The 21,221-nt window shown below is 46.0% G+C and carries 15 protein-coding genes; 12 read left to right on the forward strand and 3 right to left on the reverse strand.

The features are described 5' to 3' along the window. Positions 1–206: 206 nt before the first annotated feature. The gene (locus LHUE1_RS07855; RefSeq protein ID WP_049169407.1) at positions 207–1,649 is read left to right on the forward strand and encodes an amino acid permease; all 1,443 of its coding nucleotides are present in this window, start codon (positions 207–209) and stop codon (positions 1,647–1,649) included. Between the two features lie 55 nt (positions 1,650–1,704). Here LHUE1_RS07855 and LHUE1_RS07860 read toward each other — a convergent pair whose 3' ends face one another. The 3 genes from LHUE1_RS07860 to LHUE1_RS07870 form a co-directional block, all read right to left on the reverse strand. Next, positions 1,705–3,039 carry an MFS transporter gene (locus tag LHUE1_RS07860; RefSeq protein ID WP_049169408.1) on the reverse strand — a complete coding sequence of 445 codons (1,335 nt, stop codon included), beginning with the start codon at positions 3,037–3,039 and terminating at the stop codon, positions 1,705–1,707. A gap of 73 nt (positions 3,040–3,112) precedes the next feature. Next, positions 3,113–3,613, reverse strand: a complete 501-nt coding sequence (locus tag LHUE1_RS07865) for a DUF1440 domain-containing protein (protein WP_039639621.1) — start codon at positions 3,611–3,613, stop codon at positions 3,113–3,115. A 160-nt stretch (positions 3,614–3,773) separates the two neighbouring features. After that, positions 3,774–4,667 (reverse strand): LysR family transcriptional regulator, encoded by an 894-nt coding sequence (locus LHUE1_RS07870; protein ID WP_213291580.1) that lies wholly within the window; start codon positions 4,665–4,667, stop codon positions 3,774–3,776. Positions 4,668–4,821: 154 nt separating this feature from the next. Here LHUE1_RS07870 and LHUE1_RS07875 point away from each other — a divergent pair, with 154 nt between their 5' ends. The 11 genes from LHUE1_RS07875 (at position 4,822) to LHUE1_RS07925 (ending at position 21,113) form a co-directional block, all read left to right on the forward strand. Continuing rightward, the gene (locus LHUE1_RS07875; RefSeq protein ID WP_213291579.1) at positions 4,822–5,688 is read left to right on the forward strand and encodes a sugar phosphate isomerase/epimerase family protein; all 867 of its coding nucleotides are present in this window, start codon (positions 4,822–4,824) and stop codon (positions 5,686–5,688) included. A gap of 105 nt (positions 5,689–5,793) precedes the next feature. Beyond that, a complete protein-coding gene (locus tag LHUE1_RS07880; protein ID WP_217774598.1) occupies positions 5,794–6,627 on the forward strand; it encodes an SDR family NAD(P)-dependent oxidoreductase in 834 nt (277 codons plus the stop codon). A gap of 94 nt (positions 6,628–6,721) precedes the next feature. Beyond that, positions 6,722–7,591 carry a shikimate dehydrogenase gene (gene aroE, locus LHUE1_RS07885; RefSeq protein ID WP_049169412.1) on the forward strand — a complete coding sequence of 290 codons (870 nt, stop codon included), beginning with the start codon at positions 6,722–6,724 and terminating at the stop codon, positions 7,589–7,591. Positions 7,592–7,618: 27 nt separating this feature from the next. Beyond that, entirely contained in the window at positions 7,619–8,836 is a 1,218-nt protein-coding gene (locus LHUE1_RS07890; protein ID WP_049169413.1) for an MFS transporter, read from the forward strand. 16 nt (positions 8,837–8,852) lie between these two features. After that, entirely contained in the window at positions 8,853–9,752 is a 900-nt protein-coding gene (locus LHUE1_RS07895) for a shikimate dehydrogenase (protein WP_049169414.1), read from the forward strand. A gap of 364 nt (positions 9,753–10,116) precedes the next feature. Further along, positions 10,117–10,944 carry a homoserine O-succinyltransferase gene (locus LHUE1_RS07900; protein ID WP_049169415.1) on the forward strand — a complete coding sequence of 276 codons (828 nt, stop codon included), beginning with the start codon at positions 10,117–10,119 and terminating at the stop codon, positions 10,942–10,944. 180 nt (positions 10,945–11,124) lie between these two features. Beyond that, the gene (gene cysK / locus LHUE1_RS07905) at positions 11,125–12,054 is read left to right on the forward strand and encodes a cysteine synthase A (protein ID WP_010493076.1); all 930 of its coding nucleotides are present in this window, start codon (positions 11,125–11,127) and stop codon (positions 12,052–12,054) included. Between the two features lie 436 nt (positions 12,055–12,490). After that, entirely contained in the window at positions 12,491–13,147 is a 657-nt protein-coding gene (locus tag LHUE1_RS07910; RefSeq protein WP_049169702.1) for a recombinase family protein, read from the forward strand. A 274-nt stretch (positions 13,148–13,421) separates the two neighbouring features. Further along, positions 13,422–15,890, forward strand: coding sequence for a MucBP domain-containing protein (locus LHUE1_RS07915; protein WP_049169701.1), 2,469 nt, complete (start codon positions 13,422–13,424; stop codon positions 15,888–15,890). 464 nt (positions 15,891–16,354) lie between these two features. Then, positions 16,355–19,768, forward strand: coding sequence for a MucBP domain-containing protein (locus tag LHUE1_RS07920; RefSeq protein WP_449273589.1), 3,414 nt, complete (start codon positions 16,355–16,357; stop codon positions 19,766–19,768). Positions 19,769–19,793: 25 nt separating this feature from the next. After that, complete coding sequence (locus tag LHUE1_RS07925) at positions 19,794–21,113, forward strand: hypothetical protein (RefSeq protein ID WP_049169699.1); 1,320 nt, start codon at positions 19,794–19,796, stop codon at positions 21,111–21,113. Positions 21,114–21,221 lie beyond the last annotated feature (108 nt).

The raw sequence follows: 21,221 nt of genomic DNA on the forward strand, positions 1-21,221 counted from the left end.
GATTGCGGAGTTTGGCACGGCAAGAAGCGTATAGACTAAATTTTTTATACGCTTTGGAGCCAGTCCATGGCGAAAAAGCAACTGCCTTTTTAGAAAAATCTAATCCATATCTATACATTTTCACGGGAAATAGGGGCTGCTAAACCGGTACACTGGAGAACAAATTCCTGTTTTTCCAAAGGCGGGATTTGTTTGGAGGGATATTCGTGGCAGACACTAAGAAACAACTGCGCTGGTATAACGTGGCTTTGATTGCGTTCGTCTCGGTCTGGGGCCTGGGCAATGTGTTTAACAACTATGCACAACAAGGCCTGTCCGTTGTGACCAGCTGGATTCTGATTATGCTGATTTACTTCGTGCCATATGCCTTGATCGTCGGCCAGCTTGGTTCAACCTTTAAGGATCAGGCGGGCGGCGTTAGTTCCTGGATTAAGGAAACCGGCAGTGTGCGGCTGGCTTATTACGCTGCATGGACCTACTGGGTGGTGCATATTCCGTACCTGGCCCAGAAGCCGCAAGCGATTTTGATTGCGCTCAGCTGGCTTTTCAAAGGCAATGGTAACTTTGTCAACACCGTATCGTCGATGACCGTGTCGTTGATCTGTCTTGCGCTGTTCTTACTTTTCTTATGGCTGTCATCACGCGGCCTGACGACCCTGAATCGTATCGGTAGCATGGCCGGCACCGCGATGTTCTTGATGTCGATCCTGTTCATCATCTTGGCGGTCACAGCACCTTTGATGGTCAAAGGCGTCCATGTGGCCACGCCGGACATGGGCGATTTGCACACTTACTTACCGAAATTTGATTTAAATTACTTCACCACGATTTCCATGCTGGTCTTTGCGGTTGGCGGGGCGGAAAAAATTTCGCCATACGTCAACAACACCAAACATGCTTCCAAAGAATTTCCGTTGGGGATGTTGGTCCTTGCCGGCATGGTTGCGTTCTGTGCCTTGCTGGGATCTTTTGGCATGGGCATGTTGTTTAACAGTCACCATATTCCAACCGATCTCATGTCTAATGGCCCATACACTGCGTTTGCGATGCTTGGCAACTATTACCACCTGGGTAATATCTTTGTCATTCTCTACGCCATCGCCAATGCGCTTGCTTCGATTTCAGCTTTGGCCTTCTCAATTGATGCCCCACTGAAAATCCTGCTGAGTGACGCCGATCCGCATTTTATTCCTAAAAAACTACGGCGGATCAACAAAAAAGGCACGCCGATTAACGGTTACTGGATGACCGGGATTCTGGTCAGCATTCTGATTATTGTGCCGGCGTTGGGTATCGGCAACATGAATGAGTTATACAAATGGCTGCTGAACCTGAACTCGGTCGTGATGCCACTACGTTATCTCTGGGTCTTCTTGGCGTATTACCTGCTTAATCGCCATCTTGAGAAGTTCCAAGCAGACTACATGTTAGTGAAAAACAAACACGCGGGCATGCTCATTGGCGGCTGGTGTTTCTTCTTCACCGCATTTGCCTGCTTACTGGGGATGCTGCCGAAAATCAGCTATCTAAGCGATCCCGGCACATGGTGGTTCCAAATGGGCCTCAATGTGATTACGCCGGTGGTGCTCTTGGCATTGGGACTCGTTTTGCCAATGTTGGCCCGGCGCAACGAGTTAACCACGGAATAAACTGCGATATGAAAAAGGATCTGCTACCGAAGAGGGTGGCAGATCCTTTTTTGACCTAAAGATGATGTTCGCGAATCGCGGTCAACATTTTCTTTTCAGGGTAAAAGTGAATGAGCAGCAGCAAGATGCCGTAAAGCAACAGGGGCAGCCAGACATAATTCAAATCAATCATGCCAAGGGTTGCGGCATTTTGGCTGGTGTTTGGAACATAACCGGTGAGGTCGAACAAGCCAGCGGTGACGAGGCCGCCGATGCCGAGACCGAGGTTGACACCAAAGTCGTTGCTTGAGGCGAAGAAGCCTTCAGCTTGGGCGCCGAGGGTGATACCGTAGCGAATGGTGTCGGCTAACATAATGGAAACCAAGCCGACGATCATGCCTTGACCGATGCTGTTGACCAGAATGCCGAAAAATAGCAACCACAGCTGGCGCAGGTACACGCCCCCGGCAATGACTAATTGTCCGGCCAAGCCAATCAGCATCCCCAGGCGCATCGTGTGCTTGTTCCCATAATGTCCGGCAATGCTAATAATCAGTAAGACGCCGATCAATGATGAAAACGTAAAACTATTGGCCCAGGAAACCAGATTCTGATTGTGCAACGTGTATTTGAAATAGTAAACCGTCGTCTGGTTCTTGATCGCCGTCAGCAGCCAGTACGTGAAAATGACGCCTGACAGAATCAGCCACGGCTTGTTACGAACCGCGATTTTGGCAACCACGCGAAAAGGTTGATGGGCGATTTTTTTCTGGGTAAAGCGCTCACGAATATGCACAAAGGTGTTGAGAATTAATAGTAATGAAATGCCGGCAAACAAAGCCATGGTTAAAAGAAAGCCGTGCTGATCATTGCCGCGGCCGAAAAATGCCACTAGCGGTAAGGTGAACACGGCTACAATAATCTGAACGGAACTGCCGAAGAACTGGCGGATAACCCCGAGCAAAGTCAGCTCCTGTTGATTTTGGGTTAGCGTCGGCAGAACCGAGGTGATTGGCAGGTTAACTGCGGTGTAGAGGAATCCCAAGAGGAGGTACGTCGCATACGCCCAAAGCAGCTTACCATTAGCCGACCAGTTTGGGGTGACGAAGGTGAGCACCGCAAAAACGGCATAAGGCAGTGCGTACCAAAGGAAGAACGGCCGGCTTTTACCAAAGCGCGAGTGGGTGTGGTCGATCATCAAACCGACCACCGGACTTTCGAAAACATCGGCAACGCGGGCGATCAGGAACAGCAAGGCGACCGCGCCGGCACTCAATCCGTAAATGTCCGTGTAGAAATACAGTAGATAGGTTGTCATCACCTGAAAGACCAGATTATCAGCCGCGTCGCTCAGGCCGTAACTGATGCGTTCAGGCCACTTTGTTTGTTGTGCAGTCGGCTTTTTTTGCATCCGCAAACCTTCTTTCGTGGATAACTGACACGAAACATGTACGACTGCATTCTTCGGATATTAGCAGTCGCTTTTAATCATGCTTTTCCCGCAACATATCACTGATCACGATTTGGTTAACCGTATTCCAAACCATGTGCCCAACAGCTTCGGACAAATGTTCTTCCGCCGGTTGATCTTTAGCAGGCGGTACGATTTTCAGCGCAGGCATCGCCCAAAGATGAGCACCGGCCCACACGCCAAGTCCCCACATGCTGCCATAACCCAATTTAAACAACGGAACATAATGACCGGCAACAGCATAAAGCGCACCGAGGCTTGACGAAAAGCCAAAGTGAACCAAAAGACTAACCCAAGGAATCTGATGGCCGGAATAAGTGTAAGTGGCGTGGGTTTCCGCCGGGGTGAGGCCGTGCTGCTGCAAAAATTGTTGCGGCGGATTGGTGGCATCACGTTCCGGTGTTCGCGGCGGTAAAATATTTTCCCAACCCAACTTGACAAGCCCTGATACTAAGCCCGCAACGGCCCCAACCGCCGCCAGCTTTAAGACAGATGACTGAGTTTGTGTACGCATATAAGCGACCTCCCTAGATGAATGCGTCGAGAACTTTAACACTTCTATTTTAAAACAGCAGTACAGTTTTGGCATGTGTAGATAACAAATTGTAAGTGTTTATTGCCAGATGGGTAAGGAGCCCATTGCTATTGGGCAATGGTAGCTTGACCAGCAGCTATTATTGATGAATGTCGGCGTGATGCGCGTGAACAAAATCAATAAAGTCAGTCGCAGCAGGGGACTGATAATGGTCTTTTAAAGTAGCCATGTAGAATATCCGCTGCCAAGTAGGAAAACTAAGCGGAATGATTTTGACTGGCAGGGTTTTAAGGATTGGCATATTAGGCACCAGCGCAATGCCAAACCCGTTGGCGACCAGACCAGCCACTGCTTCGTCTTCTTCAATCGCATACACGCTGTGAGGCTGGCCGCCACATTCGGCAAAAAGTTGGCGAATAATCGGTGCCAGACCGCTTCTTTTCGAGAAAGTAACCTGGTCGAAGGCGAGCGTTTCACTGAGCTCAATGCGCTGACGAGTCGCTAAAGGATGATCCAGTGGCGTGATGACAACGAGTTCTTGCGATGCAATCGGAAAGTAAGCAATATCCTCTTGTTCGTCAACCTTTGAGCAAAAGCAAATATCATAATTTTTAGACCGCAATCCTTGAATAATCTGTGGCGATAAACCATTTTCGTTCGTGAATTCAAAGCGGACGTCATCGTGACTTTGTTGTAGAAAACTGCGAACAATGCCGGGAACCCAGCGTGTGCTTAGGGTGCGTAAGGCAGCTAACTTAATGACCGTTTGCTCCGTGTTTTGATGCTGCAGCTGTTCAATGCCGCTGTCAAGAATGGTAAGCGAATGCTCAACGATCCGCCTGAACTCACGGCCTTCAGGGGTTAAGACAATATTGCGCCCTTGCCGGACAAACAAAGCAAGGCCAAGCTCATCTTCGAGCCTGTGAATGGCGTTGCTAAGACTGGGCTGGGTAATGTTTAATTGGCGCGCTGCCTGGGTGTAATTCTGTAACTTAGCCAGTGTGACGAAATAGCGCAAGTGAAAAAGGTTCATGATTTGCCTCCAGAGTGTCTACAAAGCGAACAATAGCTTCCAGCTATAGACGCCCCCATTATAATGAATTAGAAGTCGCTTGTGCAACCGCATACAATTTAATTTGTAAACAAGATTGAAAAAATAATCACAAACGATTTTGGGAGGCATTATCATGACACTTGCACATCCGATTACAGTCAGCTCATGGACATTAGGCGACCAATGCACTTTTGAAGATCGCGTCAAAGCTGCCGCAAATGCAGGCTACGACGGGATCGGCTTACGGGCTGAGACTTACGTTGACGCGTTGAATGAAGGCTTAACCGATCAGGATATTCTCGACATTTTAGACCGCTATCACATCAAGTGCACAGAGGTGGAATACATCGTTCAATGGTGTGAAGAACCGCGGTCTTATGAACAAAAATATAAAGAACAAACGTGTTTCCACATGTGCCACTTGTTTGGCGTTGAACATATCAATACCGGTTTGATGGAAAGTTATCCGGTTGATTTTACAGCGAAGAAACTTCAACAGTTGGCTCATCGCGCGGCACTCGCTGGCGACCTTATCATTGCACTTGAGCCGATGCCATATAGTGGCATGCCTGATTTAAAGAAGACTTGGGCCATCCTTCAAGGGGCCGGGGCGCCAAATATCATGATGCTTCTGGACATGTGGCACTGGGTACGGGCCGATCAGCCATTTGATCTGCTAACCAAGGAACAGGCCAAACGTGTCATCTCGATTCAGCTTGATGATGCTTACAAACGTCCGTATGCCAAGAGCATTTTACGCGACGAGTCGATGCATGACCGCCTCGCCCCGGGAACTGGGTTTGAAGACCGCACGGAAAAATTCATCAAAATGATCAAAGATGCTGGCGTGGATCCAAAGGTGATCGGCGTTGAAGTTATCTCTGATCAGTACATGGCCAAAGGGATCGACTGGGTTGCTAAGTATACGTACGACAATACCGTTAAAACTTTGCAAGCAGTTTGGCCGGAGATTTTAAAACCAGCTGTGGCCACTCATTAGAACTGGTAGGTTAACTACTCGGAATGAAAGATCGTAAGTTTTAAAGCCCAATGCAGAGGCGTTTCGGTTCTGGTTGGTTTCACAGCGTTAAGGAGGAAATTTTTCATGGCAGATTGGCTAGGTTTAAAAGATAAAGTTGTGGTCGTGACCGGTGCAGTTGGCGGCATGGGCACCCGTTTTTGCGAGGCATTTGCCGAACACGGTGCCAATGTTGTTTTGGTGGATATTAAGAAAGAAGCCACTGAAACTGCTGCTAAAGCTTTAAGTGAAAAGTACGGGGTTCAGACGTTGCCACTAGCGACTGATACCACGAACGAAGATGAAGTTGATAACGCAGTAAAAGCCGTTGTTGCAAAGTTTGGACAGGTCGACATTCTCGTGAATACAGCCGCAATTTTACGATTTGCCCCATTTGAAGACTTACGTTTAGACGAATGGAAGACGGCATTGAACATTAACTTGACGGGCTATTTTCTGATGTCGCAACGATTCGGGCGCCAGATGATTGCCCAACATCATGGAACGATGGTGCATATTTCGACTGTCGCGGCGGTTTTCCCTGAGACATACAGCGGTGCATACAGTACCACCAAGGCTGCGGTTAACATGCTATCCAAGCAAATGGCGGCAGAGTGGGGCCAGTTCGGCATTCGCAGCAATTGCGTCATGCCATGTCTGGTGAAGACGCCGATGTCCGCTGACTTTTACAAGGATCCGAAAGTGTTGGATGGCCGCGAACGGCTGGTTGCCAGTCGGCGAATCGGCGATCTGGACGATATCACAAACGCCGTACTGTATCTGAGCAGTGAACGCTCAGATTACACAAATGGCGGCGAACTGCGGGTCGATGGCGGCCTTGGTATCATGATGCAGGATATGATCCCCAAGCCAGGCGGTCGCCGGGAATATGCTATTAAAGCCCATCAAGCTAAAAAGTAAGCGTGATGGCACGGAAGTAACTTGATCGCACAGCCGATCAGGTTCTTCTTTTGAAAACATTCGTGAAATTATGAACTTAGTGGAGGCATTGATAATGGAAACTTGGATTTCAGGAACGACTGGTTTGTTGTGTTTGCTTGGCAGTCCGGTTGGCCATTCTGGCTCACCGGCGATGTATAACTTTAGTTTTCAAAAACAAAAAATCGATGCAGCTTATCTTGCGTTTGATGTCAAAAAAGACCAAATGCCCCAAGCACTGGATGCGATGCGCTTGTTCAAAATGCGCGGCGCCAATATCACCATGCCGTGTAAGAATGTCGCGGCAACCTTAATGGACGAACTTTCGCCGGCCGCCAAGATTATCGGTGCGGTCAATGTCGTGGTGAATGATCATGGCAAATTGATTGGCCACATTACGGATGGCATTGGGTTTGTCCGTAACTTAAAAGAACAAGGCGTGGCAATTAAAGATAAGCGTTTGGTTGTTTTGGGCGCAGGTGGTGCTGCGACGGCGATTCAAGTGCAGGCGGCTTTAGATGGTGCACGTCAGGTAACCATTTTTAACCGGCAAGATGAGTTTTATCCGCGCGCGGAAGCAACTGCCAAAAAGTTAGCCAAGGCCGCGCCGGATGTGGAGGTGGTGATTGAGCATTTGGAAGCTGCCGATAAGCTCAAAGCAGCCATTGCCGCCGCGGATATCCTCGTCAATGCAACCACAGTCGGCATGAAACCTAACGACGGCGAGTCCCTGGTTAATCCCGATTTTCTCCGTCAAGATTTGGTTGTTGCCGACACGGTTTACAATCCATTGAAAACCAAATTGATCGAGGACGCAGAAAAAATTGGTGCCAAAGTTGCGCCGGGTAAAGGCATGTTGCTCTGGCAAGGTGCTGCCGGGTACAAATTATGGACGGGGCAGGATATGCCAGTGAAAGCTTATCAAGCGTTTGAAGCTGGGCAGTAAGGCAGCATAACGGAGGCAAGTTGAACGATGAAAACCAAACATAATCATTTTTTGCCAGGTGCACTAGCACTCTACTTTTCCTACGCGATGTTGGGCATCGCCTCGTCTATCCTGAGTCAGTATAAGGCGCAGTTCGCGGCTAACTGGGGTGCCCAGCAATTGAGCAATGGCACGATTGATGTCAGTATGGTGGTCTCCGTAATTGCGGCGTTTGGATTAGGCCGCCTGATTGCCTATCCATTTGCCGGGCCGGTGTCAGATCATTTTGGCCGGAAAGTTTCCGGAACGATTGGCATTGCGTTGTATGTCGTTTTCTTTGTGGGCATCATCATGGTGCACCAGTTCTGGGCAGCTTATCTCATCGGCATTCTTAATGGGATGGCAAACTCGTTTCTGGATACTTGTGTTTCGCCGAGTCTCATGGAGATGTTTCCCGAGTCCGCTTCGATTGCGAATTTGTTGACTAAGTTTGCAGTCGTGGTTGCCCAGTTTGTTTTGCCATTCTTTATTGGTGGGGTGGCTGCCGCAGGACTTTCTTTTCGAACGATCTTCATCATCTGCGGGGTGGCATTAGCGGCAGATGCGCTTGCCATCATTGTCTTCCCGTTTCCCAAGCGCGAGAAGCCACAGCTTAGTTCCACCGGTTCGCCTGAAAAAATGCATTTCTCACTAGGCTCGGTAGCGGCCATTTTAATTGGCTTCACCAGCTCGACCACGTTCATGGTTTGGTTAAACTGCAATCAGGAACTGGGTCTGGCGTATGGCGTCAAAAATCCGGCAACGCTGCAATCGTTATATGCAGTTGGCGCTGGCATCGCCGTGTTGTTGACCGCCCGCTTAATTAAATCCGGCCTGAAGGAAAGCACGGTTTTGATCCTCTATCCGGCAATTGCCGTGGTGATGCTTGTCTTATGCTATTTTGTCCAAACGCCAACGATTCTGTACATTGGCAGTTTCGTGATCGGCTACGCTGCAGCTGGCGGCGTCTTGCAACTTGCGACTTCAACCACCATCAATTTCTTTCCTAGCCACAAGGGAACCGCAACGTCACTGGTCATGATTGCCTCAAGCATTGCCAATTACGCCGTGCTTTCCGCAGCAGCTGGTTTGACCAAGGCCTTTGGGGATGCGGCGCCGCGGATGATTATTCTTTTGAACATTGGGATTACAATCATCGGCATTGGTTTAGCGTTGATTGTGAAAGCGCAGGAAAAAAGAGTGCTAGAAGTTGCACGGGCACACTAAATATGGAGGCTTCGGGATGTCATTAAAAGATGAAATCGATGGTCATACAGCGTTGGCAGGACTATTCGCCCATCCTGCCGGGCACTCGTTATCACCAGCGATGTACAATGCAACATTTGAAAAATTAAGGCTCAACGACGCGTATCTGTCTTTTGACGTTGATGCTCCAGAGCTTGCCCACGCCTTGCAAGCCATGCGCAGTCTGCATTTTTTAGGCGGTAATCTGTCGATGCCCAATAAGCAAAAGGCGATACCGTTATTGGACAAACTTTCACCTGCTGCGAAGTTGATCGGTGCAGTGAATACCATCGTCAATGACCATGGCGTGTTGATCGGCCATATCACTGATGGGACGGGCTTTATGGAAGCTTTGCGCCATGACGGGTTGGATATTCGCGGTGAAAAAATGACGCTAGCCGGTGCTGGTGGTGCGGGAACAGCTATTGCGATTCAGGCAGCCTTAGACGGTGTCAGTCAAATCAACATTTTCAATCGCCGCGATGCTTCGTGGCAAAATGCTCAGCGCAACGTTGCGATTATCAATGACCAGACGCATGGGCACGCGATGTTATTTGCGCTTGATGATCAAGCCGCGTTAAAAGCCAGCATCGCCGATTCAGCGATTTACGTTGATGCAACGCCAGCCGGAATGAAGCCGCTGGAGCACGTTAGCAATGTTCCTGATGGCGAATGGTTCATGCCAGAGACGATCGTGTTTGATACGGTTTATGCACCACGTGAGACCAAACTCATGCAAATCGCGAAGCAGGCAGGCGTCAAGCACGTCTACAACGGCATCAATATGTTAATCAATCAGGGGGCAGCCGCTTTCCATCTATGGACCGGACTGCAGATGCCGGTTGATGATATTCGCGAAACGGTGTTTGGCGAGCCGGCGGTTGTCACGCACGCGTAAATGGACTGGTATTTCAATCGCTATAGCAGAAAATCAATATATTAATAGAAAGCTTGATGCATCAAAGCCGATGCCATCAGGCTTTTTTGCTTAAGATCGTCAACTAATCGAATAAAAAGAATTTACGAATATGTTAGCGCAAAAGGTTGTTATTAGCCTTACATTTAGTTAGTATATAAGTACTGAAAGGGAGGATACTATGAAAAACCTCATTGCATTTAATCGATGTTGGCACGGTGTGACTGATCAGGGTATCCCCCTGATGTGTCCGGGCAAGTGACGACGCGCGACAGTTTAGTCCGCGGTCATGCGCAAAGCTTCTTTTAAGGTTGAGTCGTTACTATCATGAGATAGGAGGTGAATCTTGACAAAATCGCCACTCAAGATCGGTATTTTAAACGTCATGCATGATAAGGCCGATACCAAAACTCGGCTGCAACACGTCTTGACGCGCACTGAGATTCCGGTTGAATTGCATTTTTATTACCCCATGACCCATTACGCAGGACGTGATGTGCCAGAGGCGGTCAGTTCGATTTTAGATCCACTGGATATTCACGAAGCGGCGACAATGGATGGGTTCATCATCACGGGTTCGCCGATTGAAACCTTAGAGTTCGATCAAGTGCATTACATTGCCGAGGTACGGACGCTTTTGAAAACGTTGGGGCAACATGTACCGAATCAACTCTATCTTTGCTGGGGCGGCATGGTAGCACTGAATTATTTTTTTGGTGTCAGTAAGCTTATTCTTCCCCACAAATTGTTCGGCGTTTACCCACAAACGATTCTGGAACCACATCCGCTTCTGCAAGGCTTAAAAGATGGATTCAAGGCACCACATGCGCGTTATGCCGAGATGGATGTTCGCGATATTCGTACCGATCCGCGATTAACGATTAATGCGACCACGACAAAAGGCAAATTGTTTATGGTGACGGAACCAACCAACACCCAAACCTTTGTCTTTTCGCATATCGAGTACGATCGGTGGGGACTGGATGCGGAATATCACCGCGAAATCGCCGCGCATCCCGAGATCGACTACGCGCGCGCTAAACACTATTACCATCACAAAAACGATTATGATCATCCGAAGTTTAATTGGAAGAAAACGCAGCGAACGATTTTTGACAATTGGATTCGGCATGTTGCCGACCATCGTAACGAAGATCGTTCAATGCCGATATGATAACGCGTGAACTGTCCTAACCGCGGCGGTTCACGCTCACATTAACGCGTTCACCGGCGCAGGAGCCTGCATGTAAGGACCTTGGTCGCAATGGCCTAAGCCCGGGCCATCACGCCCAAGGCCACTTACACTCCGGCTCCTGACCGCGCCGGTTCACGCTCACAATATGGAGGCTTTAATATGGTCACAGCAGCAGATAATATTACAGGTTTGATTGGCAACACCCCGTTACTCAAGTTAAATCGCGTTGTACCTGAAGGCGCAGCTGATGTTTATGTAAAGCTTGAATTCTTCAATCCCGGTGGTTCCGTGAAGGATCGGATCGCGCTGGCAATGATTGAAGATGCTGAATACAAAGGTGTTTTGAAGCCAGGCGGCACAATTGTCGAACCGACTTCTGGTAACACAGGTATTGGCCTTGCTTTGGTTGCGGCAGCTAAGGGGTATCATCTGATCATCACGATGCCAGAAACCATGAGTGTCGAGCGCCGGGCGTTGATGCGCGGCTATGGGGCAGAATTGATTTTGACCCCAGGCGCAGATGGCATGCCGGGTGCGATCAAAAAAGCCGAAGCACTCAGCAAAGAAAATGGCTACTTCCTGCCGATGCAATTCCAGAATCCCGCCAATCCAGACGTACACGAACGCACTACCGGACAGGAAATCATCCGGTCATTTGATGGCGGCACGCCGGATGCGTTTGTCGCGGGTGTTGGGACAGGCGGCACGTTAACCGGTGTCGGCCGTGCTTTGCGGAAAATCAATCCAAACGTCCAGATTTACGCTTTGGAAGCAGCCGAGTCCCCAATGCTCAAAGAAGGCCATGGCGGCAAGCACAAAATCCAAGGCATTTCAGCCGGCTTCATCCCAGATGTCTTGGATACGAACCTCTATCAAGACATCGTCGAAGTGACAAGCGATCAGGCCATCGACATGGCGCGCCACGTCAGCCATGAAGAAGGCTTCCTGCCAGGTATTTCAGCCGGTGCCAACATTTTCGGCGCCATTGAAATTGCCAAGAAACTCGGCAAAGGCAAGAGCGTCGCAACCGTTGCACCGGATAACGGCGAACGGTATCTGTCGACAGATTTGTTTAAGTTTGATGATTAAGGTCAATGAATGCCGTGCCTAGCCAAACGATGCGTAGGTTGTGGCGTTGTGGGTGCAAATCTTTGACACTTAGAAGAGGCCAAAAACGTTCAATCCTTTGATGTTAAAGGGATTGGGCGTTTTTTGTTTTGGGTCGATTTATCGTAAACTTTTGAGACTTCGGGGGGAACAAAGTATTCTTACCCCTTAACTAGGCTTAAATGGTCACCGTTAATCTAACCGTCAGTTTTTGCTGAAAGTTATCATGTTCTTTGCAACGTCGGCTGACAAAAAATGTTTAATACCAAATAAGTTTCGAAAAGTGATAAGGAGGTAAGGAGTAACTACTATGATTTGTTACCAAAATAACCGTATTTAAAATGACAACATAAACAACATTTGAAATAATTACCTTCTGGGTTCTGTCAGATATATGTATACGAAAGGAAGATGATAGATGATGAATCTAGAACAGGACAGGAAGAAAATTAAAGCAATTAGTGTTGGTTATATCCGTGTCTCGATTAGTGAAGATCGGCAAAAATTGGGATATGACATTCAAAAGCGAAAACTCAAAGAACGCGGAGTTGACTACATTTATGGTGAGACACTTAGCGGAAGAAAGGATGACCGCCCAGAGTTTTTAAAGGCGCTCAGTAAAGCTAAAACACTGGCGGCAAAGGGCTATCAAGTGACTTTTGTGGTTTACAAACTTGATAGATTTGCTAGAAAAATGAGCACAATCTTGAACGTGCTGGAAGATTTAAAGCAGGCAGGTGTCAACTTTATGAGCTTAAGCGAGAATGTTGATACATCAACTGTTAGTGGCATTATGATGATGCAACTCTTGGGAGTGTTCAGTGAATTTGAAGTTAACACGATACGGGCAAGGACGCGGGAAGCAATGGCGCAAGCTAAGTTAGAAGGTAAAATAATTGGCCGGCCGCCATTAAGGGGCAGCGTTAAGGAAAAAGTTGCAGAGCTATACCAAAAGACCGCTTTGCCTGTGGAAACGATTGCGCTGCGATGCAATGTGTCACGGCGTTCAGTTTATCGGATCGTCAAGATATTTGGAATATCAAGACGAAAAGATGAGTTTAATGGTGGTAAATAACAAGAGTGATGTTATAATTAAAATCGTAATTGGACGAACCAATGATGCCACAAGGGAACGTTTTTGGCACTTCGACTTAAAAAATAGTACATATCTTGTAAGCTTTGCTGCGATTACATTTCAAAAATCGTTGTAAGGCTTTTTTTTGTGCCTGTCTTTAACGTTCCCTTGTGGCACTTAATAATCCCAGCGAATCCTATTACAAGTTGGAATTAATACTACACGACTGCGCATCTAAAAATAGCAGTTAGTTAGTCGGAGGAGGAAATGAACAATGGAAATGACCCGCAAACAACGTCAAATGGAGATGGCGCTGGAGGAACGAATCGAGCGAAAAAGGCTTGTTCATTCCAAGCGCCTGGGGTGGTTGACACTTGGTATGGCTAGCGTGACACTGGCAGCCCTTGGAGCAACCAATACAACGGGACAAGTCGTTAGCGCATCAGCTAATAATAACATCAAGACAAACCAGGTGACACAGACACAATCATCTGGTGGGAGAGATTGGGTTTTGCGTCCAGTAGCTGATATCAAAGCACAATTCGAAGCATCAGATAAAACTGTCTATGACATTAAATGGGGGGATACCTTATCGACCATCAGCGAGGCATTGAACGAATCAGGAGTTACGACCAGTGTTGATCGTTTAGCCGAGATCAATCATATCGCAAATATTGATTTAATTTATGCCGGGGCTAAATTGCGTATTGCTGGTACAGGTGATAATGCAACGGTCACAACCAAAGATTCAACAGGAACGAATCAAACTTATAACCTGAATCCAGCCAAACCAGCTACTGTAAACCCAGCAGATCGGGCGAAGACGAGTACACAAACATCGACACAGCCAGCTGGCACTAAAGGCTCGACTAATAAAACTAACGCGCATTTAAACGGGTCGAGTAATGCCTTGAACTCAAAGAATCAAACAAATCAGGCTCCTGGTAATGGCACCTATGATGCCAGCAAGGCTGTGACCAACTCGACCCAACCCGTTAAGCCGGTTGGACCTGGAAACCAAGGAAACACAGATGATCCCGCTAAGCAAACAACAGTTACTGTAAATGCTGTAGTTATGGGGAAAACAGTTAAACAATTAGCGCAGTTCAAAGCTGTAATCGGAAAAGAAGGCACTTATACTGCGCCGGAGAGTTTTACAGTTGATGGGGTTGAGTATGATCGCATCGGAAAGGCTGACTGGCCCTTTGTTGTGAAACCTGGTTTGGTGGTTAATGTGGGTTATATTGCGATTCCAACGACTAAGGATGTCATTGTCAATGCGGTTGACGCCGACACCGGTAAGATGATTTTGAGCAAACGCTATACCGACATTAAAAACACTGGTCATCAGAAATTCTCAGTGGCGGATGCATTTGGGGAACAACTGAAAGATGCTGGTTACACGTTGGTTGGTGCGGATACTCAAGATCTTGTACTCAATAAGGACGCTCAAACGGTGACCTTTAAGTTTAAAAAAACCAATCCTTCGGCAACTGCCATAACCATTAAAGCAGTTGATGAAAGTGGCAACGAAATCGGGCAATTTCTTAAATCTGGTGAGTCAGGCAAATTGCTGACAGTAACAGCTCCAGTTATTAATGGTTATGATGTTCAAGGCGACAAGGAACAGACCTTGACAGTGCATGATGGGGCAACTATAACGTTCACATATAAAGTTCATCAAGCGCCTGCGAAGAGCACCACGATTCAAGTTAAGGCAGTTGATGAAAGCGGCCATCTTTTGAAATCAGATACTAAAGCAGCCAGTATTGGTGAGCGTGTCACAGTGAACGCGCCTATGATTGATGGTTATGATTTGCAAGGCACATCACAACAAACAGTTACTGCTAAAGACGGGCTAACAGTTACTTTTGCTTATACAAAACATGTTGTAGTACCGGCTTCAGCAAATATTAAAGTCCAGGCAGTTGATGAAAATGGTACAGTACTGAAAAGTGAGACCCAAACAGCTCAAGTTGGGAAGCAGATTGCCATTTCAGCACCAACTGTTGATGGCTATGATTTACAGGGCGCACAACAGCAAACAGTGACAGCTCAAGATGGCATGACTGTTACTTTCAAATATCACAAGCAAGATGAGCAAAAGTATCCGACTGACATCACAATTATTGCAGAGGACGATGGTCATCGTGAGCTGAAGCGCTATACCCAGACGGCCAATATCGGGGATGAAATTACAGTTGATGCGCCTGATATTCCTGGCTATGAGGTTCAGGGTGCTAAACAGCAAACAGTGACGGCTTATTCCGCTTTGTGGGTAACATTCGTTTATAAAAAAGTTCCGAATCCAATTGACATTAATGTCGTCACTCAAAATCTGATCACATTATTAAATCAATATCGTGTTTCAAAGGGGTTGCCCGCTTTACGCGTAGATACACATTTGATGGCAGGTGCCAAAGTCCGTTCAGAACAAGAGGCGGAAGCGCTTAACGCTGGGCAGGAACTTGATCATCAACTACCGGATGGTGAAGATTTTGACAAGGAAGCAAATTTGAAGCAGTTTGCAGGATTCGTAGATGGGGAAAATGCTGGTGCAAATTGGCGTAAAGATGAAGATACCAATTTGTCACTTGCCCAGAAACTGATGGATCAATGGAAATCCGACGCACCGCATGATGAGAACATGCTTGAACCGCGATATACAGATGTTGGTATTGGTGTAAGTTCTGGCAATGATGGAATGTACGTTGCTGTTCAAGATTTCGGAACCAGAAAGTGACTTCTTTGATTGCAGCGGAGTTTGATAAAAACGATGTAATTGCTTTTGTTTATTGAAGGAGGTTATGCGAATAAGCTTAATACCCCTTAAACATCAACGATTATGAGCCGAACGGAAACAAAAAGTTTTATGGCAGAAGTATTTACTAAACGTTGTGTAGGTTTACGCATTGGTTGGGAGAATGTGAAAATGACAGATAGTTTTTGAAGTTATTATAAGAAGGGGGATTTAATTATCGCAGGTGGACACTGGGAACCCGGGAAAACATTTCAAGAGCTTCACTGGGTAGAAGATAACCATGATGGTTGTGGATGCATCGGTTGGATCATTTTAATCGCCATCCTTTTTGGGGTATTAGCTTTCATCATCCAATATCTTTGGGTGATTTTAATCATCGCAGCGCTTGGTTTTCTGATCTGGTTTTTAATTAAGTAAAGATTCATGGAGGAGAAAGAAAAATGCAAATGACAAGAAAAGAACGTCAGCTTCAATTAGCGTTGGCGGAAAGGGTAGCACATAAACGGTTAGTACACTCCAAACATCTCGGCTGGGTGGTTATTGGGATGACCAGTGCTGCTTTGGGCGGTTTGGCCTATGTTACGAGCGGCCCCACCCAAATCGTCGGTGCCCGAACTAGTGAAAAGGAACCCTCAGGTCAGGTTACCACAGCGCACGCGAGAACTAATCAGGTTTGGACGTTACGCCCGGTAAGCGAGATAAAGGCACAAATCCAAGCATCAAATAAAAAGATCTATGATATTAAATGGGGGGATACACTTTCTACAATTAGCGAGGCACTCAATGAATCTGGGATTACCACAAGCGTTGAGCGGCTAGCTCAAATCAACCGTATTGCTAATATTGATCTGATTTACGCTGGCGCGAAGTTATATCTTCAAGGAAGCGGAGAGAACGCGACAGTGACGACCAAAGGCAGTAATGGTAACGCGCAAACGTATAATTTAAATCCTTCTAAACCAGCAGTTGCAAGCTCCTCGGATAAAGTGGCGGTACAGACGGATAAAGGCACTAAAGTGGTACCCTCAAAGACAGAAGATGTTAAAGTGGGGCAGACGACTTCTACCTTTGGTGGGGGACAAACCAGTACTTCAATTTCCACAATGCCAATTGGGACCGACAAACCAACCACTCCAGAATCCTCAACAGATAAGGCAGTTACCTTAACGATTAAAGCCATTGGTCCGGATGGCAAAATTCTGAAGACGAGAAATATCTTGGGGAAAGTCGGTTCTAATGTAACAGTTTCTGCGCCACAGGTTGCCGGATATGAATTAGTTGATGGCGTGTCAACGGTTAAGCATGTAAAACTTGACAATGGGAATACTTCTGTAGAATTTATGTATAAACGTGTCGTGAAAAACATTTCTAAGTCTGTAATAATCAATAAAGATGATCAAGGGGACACGTTACCAAATAAGCCGGATTTAAGTAAATATCGTTTATTAACGTCTACAAGCAAAACAGAAGTTCAAACAATGTCGAACGGCGATACAATGAGCACCACCACAACGACAGTTACGTATCATAAAATCGCTCGGAAAACGCAAAGAGTGATTCATAACGTTGACGAGAGCGGCAATGAGTTGGCGTCCACAGAAGGCTTAATGCTTTTAAAGACGGGAACCACTTATAAAGATATTGTGGCTGATAATGGTGATGTAACAACAATTTTAACGACTACAAATGTTTACAAAAAATCACCTGTAAACTCAAAAACGGGCACTATTACCGTTAAGTATGTGGATGCTGACACCGGTGATGTTATAAAACCAATTCAGACATTAACAAGAAATGTCGGTGATAACTACGAGGTCGCTGCTCCCCAAATAGAAGGGTATATACTTGAAGGTAATAATAGTCAGTCCGTAACCGTATCTGTAGATGGCAATACGATAACCTTTAGTTATAAGAAAAAAGCTGGTGTGCATGACACAAGCAAGTATGTGATTAAAAACATCGACGAACAAGGTAATTCATTAGGCGATAAACCTGATGCCACTAAATATCATAAAATCTCTGAGTCAAAACCAGAGAAAACTAATGTTCAAAAGTTACCGAATGGGGATACTGTTACAACCTATACCAGTACTATCACTTACCATAAGATTGTGAATACGAATAAAGCCGTGACAACGAATGTTGATGAGACCAATCACGCGCTAGGTAATAATCCAGATACTTCCAAGTACAAACGGATGAGTTCGTCTGAAGCGAGGAATACTTCTATAGCTAGTAATGGCGATACAACTACGACGGTTACAACTACCTTTGTGTGGCATAAGATAGTGAATGTTAACAAGACGGTGACTAAGAATATTGATGAAGCAGGTAGTGATTTAGGACAAGAAGTTTCTACGACTGATTTTCATAAGTTGACTACAAGTACACCTGTTAAATCAGTAGCGACCGCAGAAAACGGCGACACCGTTACAACATACACGACAACTGTGACATACCACAAGATTGCACGAACAACCAAACATGTAGTTATTAATGTTAATGAACAAGGGCAGTCGCTGCAGTCGATTGATGGATATGACTTGGTTAAGTCATCTGACACATCTACTAATAGTGTTGCGGATAATGGTGACGTGACCACAATTATCACAACCACTAGCGTCTATAAAAAATCAGTAGTGATTCCAACGACTGCTAAAGTGACTATTGTTGCTCGGGAAGTTGATGGAGGTGTACTGAAGACAAGTGTTGTTGACGCAGAAATAGGTTCTACCTATACGGTCCATGCACCGGCAGTTGACGGGTACGACTTGATTGGAGAGCAGTCTCAACAGGTGGTGGTTTCGGCGGAAGGAAATACAGTTTCTTTCGGTTATGAGAAGCATAAGCCCACCCCCGTTTATTCAACCGTTACTGTTATCGAAAAAAATGCTGACGGTCGAGTAATGGGTTCACATTCTGTTCAAGCCGAGATTGGTACGAACTATGTTGCAGAAGCAACGCAATACGGTGGATATGACTTACAAGGGCCAAACACTCAGACGATAAGAGTGAGTCCTGATGGTAATACGGTCATCTTTGTTTATAAGCTTCATGTATACAAATTAGATACAGATGCTATTGCGAACCGATTAGCGCAACTTGTGAATGAGTGGCGCCAACAAAATGGAGAATTGCCGCTAAAGCAGGATCCAAATTTACAAGCCGGATCAGCTGTTAGAGCTCAACAAGAGGCAGATGCAGCTAATAAAGGAGGAATTAATGCTGCTGATCACTACCTACCAGGTGGACAGATATTTAGTTTTGAGCCACATCTAAAACAATATGATTCTTACCACATGGCAGAAAATCTTTTAGTAACTACTGGACATGATGTTGAGTCTGTTGCTCAGGGTGCTTTTGCACAGTGGAAAAACTCCGCTGATCACAATGCAAATATGCTGGGGACTTATACGGACGAGGGATTATCAGTCGTTCAGCTGGACAATGGCATGTTCTTGGCATTACAAGACTTTGGTGAAAAGCCAAAATTTAATTGGGATGTCACACCGTTTACTTTTCACGGAAAACAGGAACAGTATTTATCGGTTCTAAAGTCCGCAGCAGGTGTGACTGATCAGGATGTGATAGATTCTGCTAACCGGCAGGGGATAGGCAATGTCTTTGAGGGAAATTACTACATTAGCAATCACATGCTTAAGACTAAAGACGACCTTGATGGTTGGATTGTTTCCGGCTATGATGACCCCAATATGCAAAAGTCAATTTGGACTCAAGGCAAAGCAATGGTTGGTATCGCAGTGATGAAAGATGGAACTATCATAGGTTACGTACCAGTGGACAGAGCACTTTCCAAACCGGCAAATCAACTTATTGCTGAAGGATACATTCCTTGGTAGTCGTAAATGACGGTAAGGAGTGACTATGAGGAAAATATTTACATTATTTAGCTTGATAAGCATTCTATTTTTAAGCGGATGCAATTCATCAACATCACCGCCAAGCAAGACAAGTAAAGTTATTGAGTCAAAATCCAACATAATGAAAGTTGTGGGGCGCGATTTTGCCGGCGTTTATGTCGGCAAAGGAACAACCAAGGATCCGACTTACCGATACAGCATACATTTCGGCCAAAATGGTCAGTTTGTGCAAGATATCATTGCCTCGAAAGGTTATGCAGGCCGTTTTACTGAGAAAGGCACTTACACGATAGATCGGAAGAGCAAAAAAATTGTGATGACTATCAAAGGAGTGACTGAAGAACGTTTTGCCAGCGATAATGCCTTGACAGCCGGGGAAGCACCAACCGCATTTTATGAGCGACATGACTCGAGTTCAGAAAGTCCACTCAATGAAGCCGAAGATCATCCAATTGATATTAAGATTGGAGCAGAACACCTCATTGGGTCGGTGAATGGCGTGAAGCTCTATCCAACCAAAAAGGCCACGGTGAACTATACAAAACATTATGATGCTGAAGAAGCAAAGTATAGAAAATCTGGAGGTTGGGTTTCAGGCCGAACATTTGGAACTGGAGGCATATTAATCTCCTTTAAGGCTGGGAAGTTTATCTTTCAGTTTGCAACACTTGAAGACCCTATTCATACGGTGACGTCCGCTGAGGGGACTTACACGTTGTCTTCAAGTGGTCGCAAAATAAGCCTGATCTTTTCATCTTTCACACCTCTGTATAAAGGACCAAAAGCTGAGTATTACCAGTACACCACAATCGCGAGAAGCCCATTTGAAAATATTAAAACTGCCAACTTGACAGTTATTTCTGAAAATGAGTTACGAAGCGATGCTATTGGTTCTATAGAACCTCTGAGTTTGGGCTCAGAAGATGCAGGGGATCACTATCCAAGCTTAATGAATCAATGGTCAGTTACAAATACCAAAGACAAAATGAGGAAGGTTCAAAATTTAGGTGTCACGGATATCTTTCCTACTGAGGATGATTTTGCAAAATGGGTTATTTCTGCTGCTACTGAATCTGATGGTTCTGATATCGAACTTACGGGGAAAGGTACTGATGTTACTGAGGATGATGAAAGAGTCGACGCAACCTTTAAGTACGAGGCTTCTTATTTACGCGCTGGAGCAGCTGTTCCGGGTATCGTTGGTATTACTGCGGACGGTCGACTATACGCGTATATAATCCTTACAAAAGGTAGATATATGCAACCTTCTCAGTTTTGGCAAGATAAGTACGAGGCGTATCGAGATTTGAAAATGGATAATTGAAGACAACGCGATACGGAGAGACTCATTTATCGACATGAGGGGTCAACAAAAGTGAGTTATGTATCTTGTGAATTCGATTAGAATATCAGGAAAGGTTGATTCGGCAAT

The sequence above is a fragment of the Lacticaseibacillus huelsenbergensis genome (assembly GCF_029726355.1).
In the GTDB taxonomy this organism is placed as follows: Bacteria; Bacillota; Bacilli; order Lactobacillales; family Lactobacillaceae; genus Lacticaseibacillus; species Lacticaseibacillus casei.